The sequence below is a fragment of the Microvirga sp. 17 mud 1-3 genome, assembly GCF_003151255.1.
Taxonomy (GTDB): Bacteria; Pseudomonadota; Alphaproteobacteria; order Rhizobiales; family Beijerinckiaceae; genus Microvirga.
Map to the genome: position 1 here is coordinate 502707 of NZ_CP029481.1, position 17121 is coordinate 519827.

The following is a 17121-nucleotide window of genomic DNA, read 5'->3' on the forward strand; positions in this document are numbered from 1 at the left end:
ACCTGATCTCTGCGGCACGCCGCAGCATCAAGCTCAGAACAATGCCACGCGCTGGATCACCCAGAACATCGCTACGCTGCCGATGGCGTAGGGCGGCACCAGCTCCGCCCAGGCGGGCCACGTCACCCGGATGCGCTTCGCGATAGCCATGAGGGCGAGCATGCCTGCAATGAACAGCAACTGGCCGGCCTCGACGCCGAGATTGAAAAACAGGAGCGCCACCGGGATCTGCCCCTCCGGCAAGCCCACCTCGCTTAGCGCCCCGGCGAAGCCGAACCCGTGCAGCAGGCCGAAGGTGAAGGCGACGATCCACGGCATACGCGCCGCCAGTCCGATCTGCCCCCGGCGGGCGTGCAGGATCTCGGCTGCCACGAACACGATGCTGAGCGCGATCATCGCCTCCACGGGCTTGGGCGGCACGTGGACGACGCCAAGCGTCGCCAGCCCGAGCGTGATGCTGTGCGCCACCGTGAAGGCCGTCACGGTCTTCACCAGGCGCCAGGTTCCGATCGTGAGCAGCAGCAGGGTCAGCACGAACACCAGGTGGTCGATGCCCATGAGGATGTGCTCGACTCCGAGGCCGAGATAGGTGCCCGCCACGCTCCAGGCGCTCGGATGGGCCGGGATCATGGCCTCCGGCCGCTGCGGCGTGAGACGCTCGACCCAGATGCTGCCATCGGCAAAGGAGACTCGAACCAATACGTCCGTGAGCGTGCCCTCCAGGCCCTTGATGCGCAGAGTCTGGCCGCGCAGGCTGTCCGCTCGCAGGCGCCACGTCTGCACGGCGGCATCGCCCGTTCTGCGGCCCGCAACTGGGGTCAGGGCCTCCACCGGGTCCGAGAAGGCGGGATCCAGGGCCAGGCGCATCTCGCCCACCATCGGCGTCTTCCACAGCACGCTGAACTCGCCGGGCCGATCCTCGCTCAAGTCGAGGTAGGCAGGCCGGACCTCGTGAGCATGGCTAGAGAGCGGCGACAGAAGCGCAACCAGGGCGGCGAGGATCGGAAGCCATTTCATGGCCGGACCTCCACCTGATCGGCGAGAGGTCCCAGGAACGGACGCACGGTCGGCTCGACAGTGACCCGGTACTTCTCCATCAGTCCTCGGAGGAGCTGCGCCTGGGCCGCTTCCTGCCGCTCGCGGCGCCACTCCTCGGCGAGCTGCTCGCGAACTTCGGCAAAGGGGCGCGCTTCGGGCGGTGACATCGCGGTGACCTTGACCAGGTGCAGCCCGTAGCTGGACTCGACAGGCCCCGACCAGCGCCCCACCGGGAGGCCGAAGACGGCTTGTGCGAAGGAAAGACCGAACAGGTTGCTGAGTGTCTGCTCGTCCTGGTCCGCGAAACTTTCGCCGAGCAGAAGGCCGTCTCCCTGGTCCTCCGGAACCGTGGACCCCTCTGACAGGGCGACGAGAGTGGTGCCGACGCGGTCGCCGCCGTGCTCACGGCGGAAGAAGACCTGTGTGAACGACACCAGCGGCGAGGTGCGGACGAGGTCTGGACGTCTGTCGTAGAGGGCGTGCAGCTCCACTTCCGGAGGTTCGGCAATGTGGACGGTGCCGTCGAGCAAAAAGGCCATCTTCTGCGCCAGCCGGCGACGGATCACGGTATCGCCGACGTCGAGATCGAGCGCCTTTGCTTCGCGGGCGAGCACCTCCTCCCGAAGGTGATCCACGACGAGGCGCGCGAGCTCCTCGTCCGTCGGCGGGCGGCGCCATTGGCGTGTCCACATCTCCTTCAGCCAGTCTGCATCAGCCCCGGTGATCCTGACGGCCGGGGTCGATGCGGCCTTGTCCTCGCCTGGGCCGACAGCGGCGTGGACGGCGAACAGCAATCCGCCGAGGACAAGGAAATGCAGCAGCGGTTCCTTCAGCAGCCTCATGGCTTCCCTCAAGGCCATGAGTCTTGGCGCGAATTGTGGGCTGTTGCTTGACCGGTTCGGCCACCTGCTTGGCAATTAGGGATAGGCGTGATGCGCCGCAGCCCTGTTCGAGCCGCCCATGCAGCCTACATGCCCTGGGTACACGCGGCGGCAGTCCCATAAGTCCGGGTCACTGATCTGAGAAATTGCGTAAAGTTCTGGAGCTGACACGCCTGAGACCTAAGCTGGAAGGCAGCAATTCTCATCGAACCGGACGTTCCGAAAGTGCAAGTGATCTCGGTTCCTGACCCCATGCAGACTCTAGCCTGCCACTCTACTCCATGCGCCAATCGACGATTGGACCAGGGATCGGCTGGTGAGATCGATCATCTGACAAAACCGGAGGCTGAGGGCGCTGGCCATAAAGGCTCTCCAGATGGGTAGCCCTGTCAGCTAAGGGCTGCGCATTAGGATGAAAACTGGCCTTGCAGCTTGAGTTCGGGGTCAGACAGGTTTGAAGTTGGCCAATTGGGAAGGTCCATATGTACCTTTGGCGAGCATCATCGTCTGTCATGGCTCTGTCTTCCATCAAGCGGCGGAACGCATGCCGGGTTGAGCCTTTCAGCTTTGGTGGACATCAACGGGCCTTTTCCGATGCGCCGCCACCGCAGCAAGGCGGGTTCACTTGACCGCGAAACCGGCCAGCAGACAGCCCTTCGCTCCTATCTCGGCTACCGTAGGAGCGCGGCCCCGTTTGGATCTGCGCGTCTTCAGCCGCTGGCTCGACGTGAGTGGCCCTGTCTCCCGCAACGAGTTGTTCGTGGCCGTGACAGCGATCGGCTTTATGAACGGAATTTCCGAAAGGGTCGCAAGTACCGTACGGGATAACGGCGTCGTGCCCGCCTTCCTGGATACCTTCAATATCAGCATCGTCGTCTGGATAGCCTGGGCCATCGGCACTGTGTTCCTGCTGCGAGAGTCAAGACAACCGATTGAACGTCGCGACTGGATCGTGGTGGCGGTCGCATGTGCGGCATTCCTAATACCGGTCGTTCCTCTCAGCTGGCTGGCTCTCTCGGGTCTCGCCTTTCATCTCCTGCGGACATCGCAGCGCTCGAGTTCTCTCAATCGAGGGGCATGGATCCTTCTGGGCATTACCGTTCCGATGTTCTGGTCGCGGATCGTCTTTGAAATGCTGAGTGGTTTCATTCTAGAAGGAGACGCCATTTTGGTCGGGTGGCTTGTTGGAACGCCACGCTCCGGAAATGCAATCCAGTTTGCCGATGGGTCTGGGTATCTCTGGATTGCGCCAAACTGCTCTTCCCTGGCCAATGTCTCACTCGCGATCCTGTGTTGGATGACCTTCATCAAGGTTTGGGATCGCCCGGCGACGAGATGGAACATTGCCTGGGCCGCATTAGCGTGCATGGCGGTTATCGCCATCAACGTGGCGCGGATAAGCCTCATGGGGCTTTATCCGGAGTATTTCGACCTGATCCACGGCCCTATCGGCGCGACGATTGCGAGCTGGATCATTCTCGGGGTCATGGTTGGGACCTCTTTGATCGGGGTGCAGTATGATCATCGCAAGGCCTTCGTTTAGCCTCGCCTGCATGGTTGTGTTGGCGATGAGCCTGACGCTGAAGGTTCCACGCCTTACGGGCGTGATTAGTGCCCCTACCGACGTGAGCCTTGCAGAAATCGGCAATTTGCTCGAGCTACGAGGATTCAAGGCAAGCCAGTTTACACCCGAGAACGACATGGCATGGGTAATGGGAGCTGCAGGAGATTGCGATATCCGAATTGCCGAGGTCGCGCTCCAGGGATGGCAGCAGTCGCTGATCGAGCAAATCGCAGCGGGCCATCAGCTGCTTTATGCCTTCGGTGGCGAGGTCTATTCCAGGCAGCCGGTCCTGAAAACGCGCACGCACTACTACTGGCACAAACTCCTGCGCTATCTAGGCATGAAGTCGGTGGCCAGTCCCATTCTTGCCGTTATCGCGGCGCCGACCTGCAAGAACATTCCCATGGCCGATCTCGCCAAGCTGACAATACGCTGAAGAGTTTCTGTCATGTCAGCTACTTATGCGGCTGCTCGTGAATATTCCTGAAGCACGTCTTAGAACGCTACGGATCGAAAGATCCAGCCGCCTGGCAAGGAGCGAGCTCGCAAGAAGGGCCGTCGCCTTTACGGCAAAGTCGAGAATATGCCCGTGGCGGCTTGGGATAAGGTTTTGCATGGCCTCAAGGAGGCCCGTCAGTGCGATCAGGAAAAGCAGAACGGGAAGCCACTGTCTCGGATAGGCAAAGTAGAAAATCCCGCCAATCGCCGCGAAGGCTGCCAAGCGTTCCAGGCTTGCCGGCGCTCCCGTGACAGGTCGCCACGCGATAGGGGCCAGCGTAAAGATCGAGACCGCAACAATGAGGGACCAGGCAAGAAGGCGCAGGGAACTCTTCTGCATGATGATCGGCTGCAGCTTGTGCCAGAAACTCATGACGAGAGTGATGTTCCCACAGCGGGTGCGATCCCGCCAGAATATCGGAAGATCACGGTGCTCGTCTCATATTCCGAGACGTTGACGGACCTCCGGGAGCGAAGCAAGCCTCCGCCGACAGCCTCGTCATGAGTCGAATAGTCGACGTGGCCCATGATGAACTTGGCCTGTCCCTGAGTCCTGAGCCAGGCACGATGCAACATGAGCTTCTGCAGATACCAGGCAACGCCATTGTTGGCTGATTGTGAGCCACCGGCAACATAATACGTATGAGCGCCGAATTCGTAGCCAACGAAGCCGGCCTGGGGGCTGCGCCCATCCATCGCAATCACCGTCAGACGGTACTGGGGCGCTATGACATGACCGCCGACATAGCTTGCCAGAGCAGTCAGCCTCTGGAACTTAAGTCCCTTTCGTTCATACATGACTGAGCGCAGGCGAGCGATTGCTCCTGCCTGCAGCAGGCCGCCAAGACCGGTTCTTATCACAATTCTCAAGCCGGATTGCTCACCACGTTTGGCATTCCGCCGCGTGTTGTTGCTGGTGCTCTTCCAATATTCATCCCAATCGCGCCAGCGGCGGAAATCAACCGCATGAACTGTGATAGGATGGACGCTCTCGACAGCGACACCAGGGATGCTCCGGAGATCCTCTTCTCGGGATGGCTCGAGATTGAGATGCCAACCATAGCGATATTTCCCAGGGCCAAGCCTGCATAGAACGGCTTCCATGCAACTGGCCCAAAGGGAGTGATAGTCCGGTCGAATAGCGAGCCCGTCGAGAAAGGTCCGTTCGTCTCGGCCGACCCCAATAGCGCATTGGCCGATCTTGCAGCCGGATACATAGAACTCGAAAAGCTGAAGTTTCTGGTGGGGCCATGCCTTGACCGACCAGCCCCTGAGCCAGTTATGCGCCGATCGGAACGATGCTCCGCACGATTGTGCAAAGGCATCCCATTCACCAGCCTGTCGATCTTGGAGGCGTACCGACGCGGCTTCGACGACACTTGTACGATGAGGAAAGACATAGACGTTGGTACGACCGGCAGGCATCTTCAGCTCGGGTTGATGTGTTTCCGAAGCGCGAGAGGACAGCCGCTGCGGAAGAAGTGGCATATCCTTGAAGCGTGCTCTGAGCAGGAAAGCTGCCGTCAAGATCGAGGCAAGCGTTGTCGGTAAAATGATGTTTAGAGAGGGGGCCTTCGGCACTATCCCGCCGACGTCCGAAAGAGGTGAGGGCGTGTTCACCCCTGGCGTCGCGAAAGAGGCCAGGGTCGTAAGGAGCGAGCTCACCATGGTTCCTTCCGTGGGCTGGCAAAGGTACTGTCCACAAGCCCATTCGGCTTGGACATAAGGCCAGTCGCGTCTACGACGACCTTGTGCAGGAAACGGTTGAACTCCAGGCGCTTGAACTGCTTGTGCGCGACTAGAAAGGCGACGATATCGGACTCACGTCTTGCCGTATCCGCATCGACAAGGCTCACGTCCGGGCAACCGGAGAATTCCGGCGGCAGAGCCTTAACGAGTGGATCGCAAACAAGGACCCGGACCCCACCGTGTTGAAGCAGCTTCATTACGATCTTAAGCGATGGGCTTTCGCGCAGGTCGCCGACGTCAGCCTTATAAGTGACCCCGAAACACGAAACCACCGGGCTCTTGAAGCGGTCCGCCAAGTCAAGAATGCGATGAAAAATATACTCCGGCTTGCGATCGTTGACCTCACGCGCCATTCGAATAAGGCGAGCTTCCTCGGGGGCCGAGTCGACGATGAACCAGGGGTCGACAGCAATGCAGTGCCCCCCAACCCCGGTACCGGGTTGGAGGATCGAGACACGTGGATGTTTGTTGGCAAGTTCCACCGCATGCCAGACATCCACGCCGATCCGGTCACAGATGACGGACAGCTCGTTGGCGAAAGCAATGTTGACGTCGCGGGAAGCGTTCTCGATCAACTTCACGAACTCGGCAGTTCGACAGTCGGTAACGTAGATGTGGCCCGTCACAAAGCTCTCATAGAGAGCACGGGCGCGCTGAGAGCAGGTCTCCGTCATACCGCCGATGATGCGATCGTTCGCAACGAGCTCAGGCAGCATGTTCCCGGGCAGAATCCGTTCAGGGCAGTGTGCAACGGCAATCTGGGCATCGCCTGATTCCTTGTAGTCGGGCAAGGTAAGATCAGGGCGCGCTGCCGCGAGTCTCCCGGCAACCATTTCGGTGCTGCCGACAGGCGATGTCGACTCGAGAATGACCGTAGAGCCGGGCTGTAGATACGGCGCTACGGCGTCGCAGGCTTTCTCGACATGCGACATATCCGGCTTCTTGCCGTCCCGAAAAGGTGTGGGCACTGCGATAATGAAATAGTCGGCTTCTGCCGGCTGGTTCTGTGCTTTGAGACGGCCCGTGTTCAGAGCCGCAGACAGAAGCATCTGCAGGTCTGGTTCATGAAAATGCGCTTTCCCCGCATTGATAGATGCGACGGCTGCCTCGTTCACGTCATAGCCAATCACCTCAAAACCGCGGCTTGCCATCATGGCGGCCGTAGGAAGACCAATGTAACCTAAACCGACGACACAGACTGTGGTCATACTGAGAACGACTCCGCTATGATTTTGGCGATCTGGGCAGAGGCTGTCCCATCCCCATATGGAAAGACGGCCTTCGCACGCTGTTGGTAGGAAACGTCATCGTCGAGAAGCTCAGAGACTTCTCGATAAATGCGCGAAGGGTCGGTTCCGATAAGACGCACCGTTCCCGTTGCGATGGCTTCCGGCCTTTCGGTGGTGTCCCTCATCACGAGAACTGGGCGACCTAAGGCTGGGCCTTCTTCCTGAATGCCTCCCGAATCGGTCAGGATCACCTTGGCGCATTTCATAAGCCTGATCATATCGACATATGAAACGGGATCGATGAGGTGAATATTCTCTAGCTTTCCTAAGCGTGCTCGCACGACATTACAGACCGCCGGATTAAGATGAACGGGATAGACGATCTGGACGTCATCTCGCGTCGCCAGCTTGGCTAGTCCTGTGCAGATGTCATCAAAGCCGGCTCCAAAGCTTTCCCGGCGATGGCCGGTGACAAGGATTAGGGAGCGATCAGGATCCAGCTCTACAGGCGCTTTTAGGGTATTGGACCCGTCGGACATCTCGGCATCGATCTGACGTGCGACATGCAGGAGAGCGTCAATGCCGGTGTTCCCGGTAACATAAATACGACCGCGGCGGTTGTATTCCCGATCAAGATTCCCTGCCGCAACAGAAGTCGGCGCGAAGAGGTAATCGGCAATGGAATCGATCGCAACCCGGTTGAACTCTTCGGGCCAGGGATGCGCGAGATCAAACGACCGAAGACCAGCTTCTACATGCCCAATGGGAATCCTGTTGTAGAATGCAGCGACGGCTGTCGCCATAGCTGTCGTCGTGTCGCCATGGACAAGCACTAAGTTGGGACGCATTGTCTCCAAAACGTCTGCCATCCGCCCAATGAAGAGTCCTGTGATATCGGACAGCTTTTGATTGTGCGTCATGAGGTTTAAATCGATGTCCGGCTTCTCCCCGAAAACCTCAAAGACTTGATCGAGCATCTGCCGATGCTGTCCTGTGATTGCAACGCTAACCTGAAGGTCACGGCATTCACGTAGGGCCCTCACGACCGGAAGCATTTTGATTGCTTCGGGCCGGGTCCCAAAGGCTAACAGGACGTGCTGCATGCCCTCAATCCAAAAACTGGCGTCAGTTTCTACGTTGATCGTCGGAAGGTACGTGCTGAGAATACACGATATCCGCGAACATCATTTTGCTCTTCTGGATTAGCCTTCCAGAATAGACTGCTGTGCGGGAGTTAATGGTCAAAGCGGTAATCAAGAGCTACAAAATATATACATCAAGTTATCGATGAAGAACTCAGCTTGTCTGGATCCTAAGGCCTTGTCTGCCCTGAGTCATGGCTACGAAAGCGCATCTTTACACAGGTGATGATATTGCGCTTACGCATCATCCATCGGACTTTGCAGGGGCGGCGAGGCTCAGAAGCTCGTCCTTGAGAAGGCCATAGGCAAGCTGCCCCTTCTCAAGCAATTCTCGGCGCCTTCCTTGTCGCGCGGCGGCATCCAAATAACGTAAGGCTGATTTCGGCGTTAAGCTTGGCTCGTGGATGAAGGACCCAATGTGAAGGAGATGCTGATCAACATCGAGCAATGCGTCCTGATAGACCGATATTGTGGGAATTCCCAATACGGCCATCTCGCGCGTCATCGTCCCGCCTGCGCCGATGAAAAGATCGCAGTCCCGAGCGATGTGGTGGATATTGAGCGCGCCATCGACGATTGTCGCATCCTTGAACCGGTCGTCTCGGTAATGGGCCCCTTGTTCATTTCCCCGAGGCAAGACAGTCACGTTCGCGGACTTGCTCAACGCGATGATAACATCATCCAGGAAGTTTATGCTCCCATTGTAATACTGGGCCGTCCATGGTTCGGGACGGATATAAACGGAGGGCCTGGCTTTCGCTTGCTCTTCCGATACAAGGTCAAGCTCCTCAGCAAGTTTCCAGAGATAAATGCCCTCTTTGACGCCGGGATACTGCCGGACCTTTTTCGAACTGCCTCCCTGTCGGGTCACTTTATCCAGAGACAGGTATTCCGGTATCAGAATTCGCTTCGCGGCCAGAAAGGCGGGGATGTTTCCGAGGGCGTGTTCATTATCGTTCATATAGATCGCAGGTACTCTCAGAAGCTGTGACGTAACCGGTGAATGAAACGAGCTTTGGGAGATCGCAATATCGATGCCGCTGTCAGCGAGGTGTTTGTATAGCTGGATCACTCTCACCGGGAAGCCAAACAGCTTACGAGCTATGTTCTTGCCATAGTGATCCCCGACGATGGTGAAGTCGAGGTTCTCAAGTCGCAACAGGTCGACCGTGTTTGCCAGCGGGCGGCATGTGATCACCGGTTGGTGCCCTGATTGTTTCAGATCACTCAGCAGACCGGCAAACATGTTGACGTGGGGTGAATTCGATATGTCGAACCAAATCTTCATGCCCTGAACCTGTGAGTTCGACGAGAGTGAGCTCGATATGCGTGCTCGCGGCTGCGCATAGTCCAAGCGCGACGTGCGTCCATCAGGCGCTGAGCTCATCGATCAGGCGCTTCGTTTCGACTATATTTTGCCGTGACGAGGCACCGAAAACGATCGACTCGACTTTAGGCAGCTTGCAAACGTACTCGATCGCCTCTTTGGGTTGAATGGCACCGGACGCGAGAACCGACATGGCTACCGGCCGAAATTGACGATTTTTCAGGGCGCTCTCGTACGCTGCCAGCCCGCCCGGCATCCTAAAGCCTGCCTTGTTGACCGTTGCGCATACGATTGGGTTCTCAATGCCGACTTGTTCAAGTGCGTCAAGCAGCGCTGGCAGGTTCATGGTGATGAAACCGGGCTCGGCTCCATATCGTGACTTCACATGCCTCGCGAATATGTTGAAAGCTTCATAGAAGCCTATCCCAAGCAGAAGGTCTGTCACCACATTCTGAAGGAAGATAACCGGCGTATTCAGGCCGCGGAACATTTTCATCTCCGCGTCGATCAACAGCTGGGCTAGGCCCTCCACATTCATACTGGCGAGAGACATGCCGCCTTTCATAAGAGCCGCCATCGCACCAGTTGGAGGCAGCATTTCCTTCAGCGCGTCCAGAGGTCCGTGCTCCGCCATTGCATTTGCGTATTTATGTGCATACGGCATGCACGGGTAAAAAGAGAAGTCGCTATACCGTGAAGGATGCGCGCGGACATGATCCGTGATCTCCGCGACCTTGGCATGGGTCGTGCACATGAAGACTTTGATTCCTGCGTCATGCGCTGAGTCCAGAACCTCGATCATGGTTTCGGCATTGCGGAAGCGCATAGCTTGCGCTCTGGCCTTTTCCTCGGATGCGTGATTGATGCCGAAAAATTGGTTGTCTCCGAAAAGAATGCGTTCCACGGCGGTTATCAACCTCTGGAAGTGACGCGGCTTTTGAGGGATGCAAAAAATGTCGGGCGAACATTGGCGTGTTCAGCCTCGTGACGCTGCCGAATGCGACCGCCGGCCTCAGCATCGTCATGAAGCATTTGGATCACATTGTCCGTTTGTGCGGCAGTGTCGAAGGAAGACCGGCATTCATCTCTCCCTTCCATACAGCGGACAAAATGATCGAACTGGGCGGTGTATTCCTCGCCTCGCAGGTAGTATGAGATGGGCTCAGTGAGTTGCGTTATGTTCTCAAGATGCCAACCCTCGCGATAGCCATCGACCGCTTGCCTGATATAGATCTGCAGCTCTTGCCGATCGACTGATATTTTGCCGTTGCTGCCCCATACCGTGACTTTCACGGACATCTTGCGTTGACTTTCATCACTCCAGTTTACGGCGAGCTGTCCAGTTGCACCCGAGTCATAGATGAGCGTCGCATAGGCTTCGTCCTCTACATCACGGGAGAACACTGATCGTGCTATGGTTCCTGAAACCGCGTCGGGCGCGTCATAGATGAAGTTGACGGCATCGATTGCATGAGAGGCATAGTCATAAAGGCACCCGCCTCCCTCGGAGCGGTGTCCCCGCCAAGTCGTGCCCCGGGATCGAAGCACGACGGGTCCATAGGCTTCTGCACGAATATGATGAATGCGCCCGATGCAGCCGGACTGAACCAATTGGCGGGCCTTTAGGAAGGTGCCGACGAACCGCAGATGATAACCAACCTGACCGACCAAAGCGCGTTGTCTCGCCTCCGCCGCCAAAAGCTTCCCCTGCTGTGGATCTAGACAGAACGGCTTTTCACAGAAGATATGGAGATTATGGTCGATCGCGGTTCGAACAAGATCTGCATGAAAACGTGATGGAGTGGAAACGATGACTGCATCGAGTTTCTCAGTCTCGATCATCTCAACAGGATTTTGATAGCAGTGGAATTTTGTATTCTTCCGAAGGGCCGAGAGTAGGACCGGGTTGCTGTCACAGACGCCCAGAACGTCGACGTCGGGATGGCTGTTCGCTATCGCGAGATGAGAAACTCCCATCTTACCGAGGCCGACGAGGCCAAGACGAATTCCCATGGATGTCGCTTTCATCGCTTTTGCAGTTTGATAGGGGCGTTTCGCCGAGAACTGCACCATTTACAGGATCATATCGATACCAATGAGGCCCACAAGACACATCACGCATGGCTGACAAGGACAAACGGAGTAGAGGTATTTTTAAAGCGCGCCCGGGGGGAGTATCTCGGATGCCGTTAGTTGATGATGTTCTGAATGATTACTTGCAGGATAGGCTCGGGGGCGATGGAGTTCCGAGGCATTCGTTCTTGGTCGTCTCAGTCGGCCGTACGCGCAGGGCACTTTTGTCTACGGTCACTGTGTCAGCGTGCCCAGGTCAGTTTGCATTGTAGCCCTCTGCAGTGACACCCACCTGCGTCGTCAGCTTACTCGGTGCAGAATTGAGCGCTCGGCATGTGTCAGTAGACGTGAGCGTGGCGCAGGGTAACGACGATGGTCGTACGGGCAAGGATCCTCAGGTCAAGCATGAGGGAGGCGGTGCGGATGTACTCGAGATCGTATTGAAGGCGCCTTTGCATATGAGCCAGCGTCGGCGTCTCCCCCCGGGCCCCATTTATCTGGGCAAGGCCCGTGATGCCCGGAACCGCGAAGAACCGTGACGCATAGGCTGGGAGTTCTCGCAGGTACTTCTCATCGTGAACGAGAGCATGTGGACGCGGTCCGACAAGGGACATCTCGCCACGTAACACGTTGATGAGTTGCGGAAGCTCGTCGATGCTGGTTTTCCGCAATAGGCGACCCAGAGGAGTCACCCGCGGATCGGACAAGGTCGCTTGTGGGACCTTAGGATCAGCTCCGCATTGCGCATGCATGGAGCGAAACTTGAAGATGTCGAATGGGGTCTGCCTTAGTCCGTGGCGCTTTTGTCGGAAGACGATACATCCCGGACTAGACCATTTGACCGCAGCCGCGACCACGAGCATGACCGGAAGCAAAATACAGATGAGGATTGCCGCCAAGCTAAAGTCGAGAAGCCGCTTCGTCGAAGAGGTCAGGTATGGGCTAACGTCTGCATCGATCCTCGGGGGCTCTTACTTCTTGACTGATCGGCGTATATAGCTGTCTGGCTGACGAACTGTACGCTGGCTCCGCTTGTTGGGACGTCCCGTACCGACATAGGCGACCTCATTCCAACCCAAAACAGGCATGTTGGATGATGGTCGGGCTCCCGTGCTGCGATCAACGATGCATATAGGTTAGTACTCGAATTGGATATCACCGGCTCTTGTTCGAGATAAGGATTATTCCGGATTAACGGGCTTTGCCTGGGCCGAGCGGAATCGCGCTTTGGGGTAGCACTTATGGGCAGGATCATTGATCGGCAAATGGACTAGCCTGATATGGGCACTTCCTTAGTGCGAGCACGCATGAGTCTCATCGCCGTCCATCATCGTTAGTCCATTGCTGGTCGTTCTTGCGAGCAACGCCCTTGCCAGCGGGGGATTGCTGGGCTCCAATCCGGAGTTTGGCGCACTCCAACCGTTACGGTCGACCGCAGCCGCATGAGGCTGCTATCAGAATGTCCTATCGATTGATGAGAGCCGTAGCATGCGGTTTGCCCTGCAACGGTGATAAATTGCTTCGCTAGGTACTATTATGACACGCTATTTTTCTTCACGAGGAAATAGCCGAGTTGCCTGCGAGCAATCTCAGAGATGCGGGTCTTCAGGTGTAGAGATGGCGATTCGATGAAGCGCCAAGACAGGGCGGCAATTACGAATGCGGACACCGTCACAACCGTCAAGACAGCGAGGAAATTCGTGAACGTTGGAAGAAGAACCATAAGGACAGTTATGACTAAGGCATGGTTGAGATAAATACCGTAAGAGTAGTCAGTTTTGAAAGGTCTCTTCCCTAAAATGTCGGAATAGCCGACATAGACTGCAATATACGATACAGAAATCGGAAGGATCAATATCCCGAGTCCTAAAGGTAGGGCCACGGTAGTCATGATGAGTAATAAAGATGCTATTCTGTAATCGTATGGAATTTCCTTTGAGAAGATGGACAGAGTGACGCCCGTAAAAAAATATACAAAGAGGCTTGTGAATACGGCAATTCGTTCCAAGCCCAATTTTTCTATGTCTGGTTGGAGCCAGAAGATCACGTTGGCTATATAAACCGCCAGAAGTATGCCGATGCAGGCCTTTCTATTAGTGAGAATGCCTAGAATGAAAAGTGCGACTAGAGTAATGTATGACAAGGCTTCGAAGTAAAGCGTCCATAGAGGGCCGTTGATGGTTGGAGAAGTGCCGTCGTCGAGCTGTACGCCGGGAAGCATAGTCGTTGTTCTGAAAACGAGATTATTGAGATATCGATAGGTCTGCTGATCCAAATAATATTCTTTTAGCGGAAGAGTCGTTAGTAAGGGGCCAACTACCAGCACTGTTATGATGACGTTGACGACCAGTGCCGGCATGATCCTCAAAAACCGGTGGACCGCAAAGGCAGTGATGTCGCCCCTATAGCTAAGGCCCGGCGTAACCAAAAAACCGCTGACTGAGAAGAAGATAGATACTGCAAGAAGACCAAACTGAATGGTGCCTCGGCTAAAAGAAAACAGAACATCGTGTGCTATGTTTGGCGTGATATACGCCGTGCAATGATGAACGAGCACGATCAAGGCAGCTATGACGCGAATGCGATCAAATCCTGGTCCCTTGTAACGCTTTAGGGCCATTTGATCTGCCAGCCGCATCATCCCACAGCTCCTCCATCATTCACGCGCCGATGATTATGAAGGCATAGGACCATTGCAAATGCTGTCGGGCAATAACTCTTCTGGTTGGGCTGCGACGGATAGGTAGAGAAAACGGCAAATCGATCGGCATGTTGAGATCCGTGCCGCATGCGTTCGCGCCAGTATTCGAAGGCGTGATTCTCGCTTTCGGCGAAACAGAGTTTGCAAGGTTAACCGGTCAAACCACTATTTATCGCCACAGATGCCGAAGAGAGCTTTGGGAAAGTTCTTATGCCCGTCGCCTAAGAGCGTTGCTGAGCCAGTGGTACTTTTCTGGCTCAAACATGTGGATGCCTCACTTTCCTTTTGTTCCGGATGTCGGCGGAGGCCCGTCATTTGCCTTATTCGCTGAGTATGAATCCGGTGCGGTTTCTGGGGGGAGGCCCTTGTCCACATTGGTGTTGTTGGTCATGGTCGGCAGGCGGCCCTGGCTGTCGGCGGTGATCTTCTCGTAGCCGTAATAGCCCTTGACCACATAATTGTCCGACCAGGTCACGTTGGTGATCGGCGACTTGGTGTAGGTGCCCATGTTGTAGACCGGGAAATTGCCCGGCGACGACAGGTAGTTGTGATGGATCGAGACGTTGTCGACCGGACCGAAGGTGTTGGCCACGAAGATCGCCGAAACGCCGATCGGGCTGCCGTCGTTGATGATCGTGTTGTGCGCGATCTCGATGTTCTTCATGGTGCCGACATCACCGAAGATCTGGATGCCGTCGAAATGCTCGTCGGGGCCGCCGCGGAAATCGTGGATGTAGTTGCCGATGATCTTGGAGCCGACCGCACCCTCGAGGTTGATGCCGTTGACGACGCCGCGGATGTCGTTGCCGAGGAACGTGCCGGCGCCGCCGATGCCGGTGCCCGAGCCACCCTGGCCGTCGATGTCGCAGTTCTGCACCACGGCACCTTGGATGCCCTTGTCGATGCGCACCACGTAGAAGTCCTTAGTGGTGATCTTGCAGTTCTTGAGCGTGACGTTATCGGCCTTGATGTAAACCTGGCCACGGATGTCGAGACCCTCGAGCACCGTGCCGGGCTTGGTCACCACGATCCCGCCCGACGGCAGAAGCTTCACCCCGTCCGGAACCCCAGTCGTCGCTGATGTCGGAAATGCCATGGAGGCAGATTGGGACTGCTGGCGAGCAGGTATAGGCAGGTCCGGATTTGCGCTCTGCGCAATTGCCAATAGAGACCCACATATGAGCGGCAAGAACGTGAAGCAGGATTTCATGGGAAAAGTCCCCGTTCACTCGTGGCTCATGCCCCACATTGGCAGGCAATGCAGGTGCCTGAAAGCCTGCAGATCATGGAAATTACCATGCCCATATGTTCACGGCATATGATCCTCTGCGCGTCCGGTAGCCTGCTAAACAGCGACCCTGCAGCTACGATACAGCGCGAATGTTCGAGACCTGCTTGGTTAGCGGACCAACTGACATCTAAATATCCGGACGGACAGAATTCACGCCGACCGATCACGCTATCGAAATGTACCAGCTTACCGGAGGCGCGAACGCATAATGCAGCAGGTCGTTGCAGGATAAGTTGGACGATGCAGAACACATACGGCTGTTACGATTCTTGCAGAAACTGACTTTGCTTACACCGTTCTCAAAGGGAGTAAGCCCTATTCCCGGCTCCCTGGGGTTTTGATTGCTATAAAATGAAAGAACTGAGGAAGACTGACCAGGGATATCATAAGGCGTGAAAGATACAGAATCTGCCAGTATTGCGATTATCATTCCGCACTACAACGATCTCGACCGGCTGGATCGATGCCTAAGGGCACTTTCTGCGTGTGACGGTATCTCCAATGCTGATGTTGTTGTTATCGATAATGGATCTGATGCAGATCTTGTGCCTCTTCAGATGCGCCATCCATCCATACGGTTCATCATAGAATATGCTCGCGGAGCCGCGGCCGCTCGTAACCGTGGGGTTCGCGAGACGTTTGCGCCAATGCTGTTCTTTCTGGATTCCGATTGTGTGCCAAAACGCAATTGGATCATTGCGGGCCTTAGATCTCTTAAGTGCTTCGATATCGTAGGCGGTTCAATCGAGCTCTTCGACGAAACACCTCTTCCTCGAAGTGGTGCGCAAGCCTTTGAATCGGTCTTTGCCTTCAATCAAAGGCAATACGTTGAAAAGAAAGGCTTCTCTGCCTCGGCCAATCTACTTACTTGGCGGCATGTCTTCGAAACCGTCGGGGGCTTTCGATCAGAGATCTCAGAGGATGTCGATTGGTGTCATCGCGCGGTCAAAAAAGGCTTCTTGCTAGGCTATGATGAGCATGTCAAGGTCGCGCATCCAACACGAACAAGCATGGCGGACCTGGAAAGGAAATGGCGTCGGATGACGCGAGAAAGGTTCGCGCTAGAGGTGCGTCAGCCTTATGGGCGCCTCCGCTGGATCATGCGCGCTGGCTTGGTTCTTTGTTCTCCAATGATCGACTTTTGGCGAGTCCTGTTCAGTAAAAGCTTGCATGGACCGACAGAGATTGGACGCGGAATCTACGTCCTGTTTCATCTGCGTATCATGCGTGCCTTATGGATGGTTCAACAGGCCCTTTCTCTGGATTCGACCAAGGCGCTTAGGCAAAAGAAAGAGGGTGCGCTGTGAGGTGCGGTCGCGGCCCCACGCACTACAGCAAAGGCTCGACCGTGCAAATTCCTCGCCAGGACTCACACCTTTACGTCGGGCGACGAGGCGTAAGAGGGCAATGTTCGCATAAGTTGGGCCTGAGCGCTGCTATGGGCCATTGGGGCGTGCCGTTCCGATCTCGCGATAGAAGCTATTCATATGAGAAATAGCGCGCATCGTACTCGTCCGCTGCCGTCCCGGGCATCGGAGATGCGCCTACAGGATCTGAGCGTGGATCGCTCTGGTCTCCCGCAATCACAAAACCGATTGGTCGTTCCGCATGGTAGGCGGGGCGAACTC

15 protein-coding genes are annotated in these 17121 nt (G+C 56.2%); 3 read left to right on the forward strand and 12 right to left on the reverse strand.

Going from position 1 to position 17121, the window contains the following annotated elements; all coding sequences use genetic code 11:
* Positions 1-33 precede the first annotated feature (33 nt).
* Both C4E04_RS02300 and C4E04_RS02305 read right to left on the reverse strand, forming a co-directional pair.
* Entirely contained in the window at positions 34-1017 is a 984-nt protein-coding gene (locus C4E04_RS02300) for a HupE/UreJ family protein (protein ID WP_109594575.1), read from the reverse strand.
* Positions 1014-1880: a peptidyl-prolyl cis-trans isomerase gene (locus C4E04_RS02305; RefSeq protein ID WP_162559238.1), complete on the reverse strand. Its 867-nt coding sequence runs from the start codon at positions 1878-1880 to the stop codon at positions 1014-1016. Before C4E04_RS02305 ends, C4E04_RS02300 begins: the two co-directional genes overlap by 4 nt.
* Before the next feature lie 733 nt (positions 1881-2613).
* Between C4E04_RS02305 and C4E04_RS02310 the strand changes: the two genes are divergently transcribed.
* Together C4E04_RS02310 and C4E04_RS02315 are read left to right on the forward strand one after the other, a co-directional pair.
* On the forward strand, positions 2614-3462 hold the full coding sequence (locus C4E04_RS02310; protein ID WP_109594579.1) for a hypothetical protein: 849 nt from the start codon (positions 2614-2616) through the stop codon (positions 3460-3462).
* A complete protein-coding gene (locus C4E04_RS02315; RefSeq protein ID WP_162559239.1) occupies positions 3437-3919 on the forward strand; it encodes a hypothetical protein in 483 nt (160 codons plus the stop codon). The genes C4E04_RS02310 and C4E04_RS02315 overlap by 26 nt, the downstream gene beginning before the upstream one ends.
* 15 nt (positions 3920-3934) lie before the next feature.
* Here C4E04_RS02315 and C4E04_RS02320 read toward each other — a convergent pair whose 3' ends face one another.
* From C4E04_RS02320 to C4E04_RS02365, 10 genes are all read right to left on the reverse strand, one after another.
* Positions 3935-4354: a VanZ family protein gene (locus tag C4E04_RS02320; RefSeq protein WP_109594584.1), complete on the reverse strand. Its 420-nt coding sequence runs from the start codon at positions 4352-4354 to the stop codon at positions 3935-3937.
* Positions 4351-5649, reverse strand: coding sequence for a hypothetical protein (locus tag C4E04_RS20745; RefSeq protein ID WP_162559240.1), 1299 nt, complete (start codon positions 5647-5649; stop codon positions 4351-4353). Before C4E04_RS20745 ends, C4E04_RS02320 begins: the two co-directional genes overlap by 4 nt.
* Positions 5643-6938 (reverse strand): UDP-N-acetyl-D-mannosamine dehydrogenase, encoded by a 1296-nt coding sequence (gene wecC, locus C4E04_RS02330; RefSeq protein ID WP_109594588.1) that lies wholly within the window; start codon positions 6936-6938, stop codon positions 5643-5645. The genes C4E04_RS20745 and wecC overlap by 7 nt, the downstream gene beginning before the upstream one ends.
* The gene (wecB, locus tag C4E04_RS02335; RefSeq protein ID WP_109594591.1) at positions 6935-8062 is read right to left on the reverse strand and encodes a non-hydrolyzing UDP-N-acetylglucosamine 2-epimerase; all 1128 of its coding nucleotides are present in this window, start codon (positions 8060-8062) and stop codon (positions 6935-6937) included. Before wecB ends, wecC begins: the two co-directional genes overlap by 4 nt.
* Positions 8063-8345: 283 nt before the next feature.
* On the reverse strand, positions 8346-9389 hold the full coding sequence (locus C4E04_RS02340; protein ID WP_109594592.1) for a DUF354 domain-containing protein: 1044 nt from the start codon (positions 9387-9389) through the stop codon (positions 8346-8348).
* Positions 9390-9471: 82 nt separating this feature from the next.
* Complete coding sequence (locus tag C4E04_RS02345; protein ID WP_109594594.1) at positions 9472-10332, reverse strand: hypothetical protein; 861 nt, start codon at positions 10330-10332, stop codon at positions 9472-9474.
* Positions 10333-10340: 8 nt separating this feature from the next.
* Positions 10341-11501, reverse strand: coding sequence for a Gfo/Idh/MocA family protein (locus tag C4E04_RS02350; protein WP_109594597.1), 1161 nt, complete (start codon positions 11499-11501; stop codon positions 10341-10343).
* Positions 11502-11839: 338 nt separating this feature from the next.
* Entirely contained in the window at positions 11840-12364 is a 525-nt protein-coding gene (locus tag C4E04_RS02355) for a sugar transferase (RefSeq protein WP_245416381.1), read from the reverse strand.
* A 671-nt stretch (positions 12365-13035) separates the two neighbouring features.
* Complete coding sequence (locus tag C4E04_RS02360) at positions 13036-14142, reverse strand: acyltransferase (protein ID WP_109594602.1); 1107 nt, start codon at positions 14140-14142, stop codon at positions 13036-13038.
* A 334-nt stretch (positions 14143-14476) separates the two neighbouring features.
* Entirely contained in the window at positions 14477-15298 is an 822-nt protein-coding gene (locus tag C4E04_RS02365; protein WP_162559241.1) for a right-handed parallel beta-helix repeat-containing protein, read from the reverse strand.
* A 587-nt stretch (positions 15299-15885) separates the two neighbouring features.
* Between C4E04_RS02365 and C4E04_RS02370 the strand changes: the two genes are divergently transcribed.
* Positions 15886-16800, forward strand: a complete 915-nt coding sequence (locus tag C4E04_RS02370; RefSeq protein ID WP_109594607.1) for a glycosyltransferase family 2 protein — start codon at positions 15886-15888, stop codon at positions 16798-16800.
* The last annotated feature ends 321 nt before the right edge of the window (positions 16801-17121 follow it).

Coding starts and splice junctions, on each gene's coding strand:
- C4E04_RS02340 (WP_109594592.1), bottom strand. CDS start 9,389: ATGAAGATTTGGTTCGACATATCGAATTCACCCCACGTCAACATGTTT.
- C4E04_RS02360 (WP_109594602.1), bottom strand. CDS start 14,142: ATGATGCGGCTGGCAGATCAAATGGCCCTAAAGCGTTACAAGGGACCA.
- C4E04_RS02350 (WP_109594597.1), bottom strand. CDS start 11,501: ATGGTGCAGTTCTCGGCGAAACGCCCCTATCAAACTGCAAAAGCGATG.
- C4E04_RS02355 (WP_245416381.1), bottom strand. CDS start 12,364: ATGCTCGTGGTCGCGGCTGCGGTCAAATGGTCTAGTCCGGGATGTATC.
- C4E04_RS02300 (WP_109594575.1), bottom strand. CDS start 1,017: ATGAAATGGCTTCCGATCCTCGCCGCCCTGGTTGCGCTTCTGTCGCCG.
- wecB (WP_109594591.1), bottom strand. CDS start 8,062: ATGCAGCACGTCCTGTTAGCCTTTGGGACCCGGCCCGAAGCAATCAAA.
- C4E04_RS02315 (WP_162559239.1), top strand. CDS start 3,437: ATGATCATCGCAAGGCCTTCGTTTAGCCTCGCCTGCATGGTTGTGTTG.
- C4E04_RS02305 (WP_162559238.1), bottom strand. CDS start 1,880: ATGAGGCTGCTGAAGGAACCGCTGCTGCATTTCCTTGTCCTCGGCGGA.
- C4E04_RS20745 (WP_162559240.1), bottom strand. CDS start 5,649: ATGGTGAGCTCGCTCCTTACGACCCTGGCCTCTTTCGCGACGCCAGGG.
- C4E04_RS02365 (WP_162559241.1), bottom strand. CDS start 15,298: ATGGCATTTCCGACATCAGCGACGACTGGGGTTCCGGACGGGGTGAAG.
- C4E04_RS02320 (WP_109594584.1), bottom strand. CDS start 4,354: ATGAGTTTCTGGCACAAGCTGCAGCCGATCATCATGCAGAAGAGTTCC.
- wecC (WP_109594588.1), bottom strand. CDS start 6,938: ATGACCACAGTCTGTGTCGTCGGTTTAGGTTACATTGGTCTTCCTACG.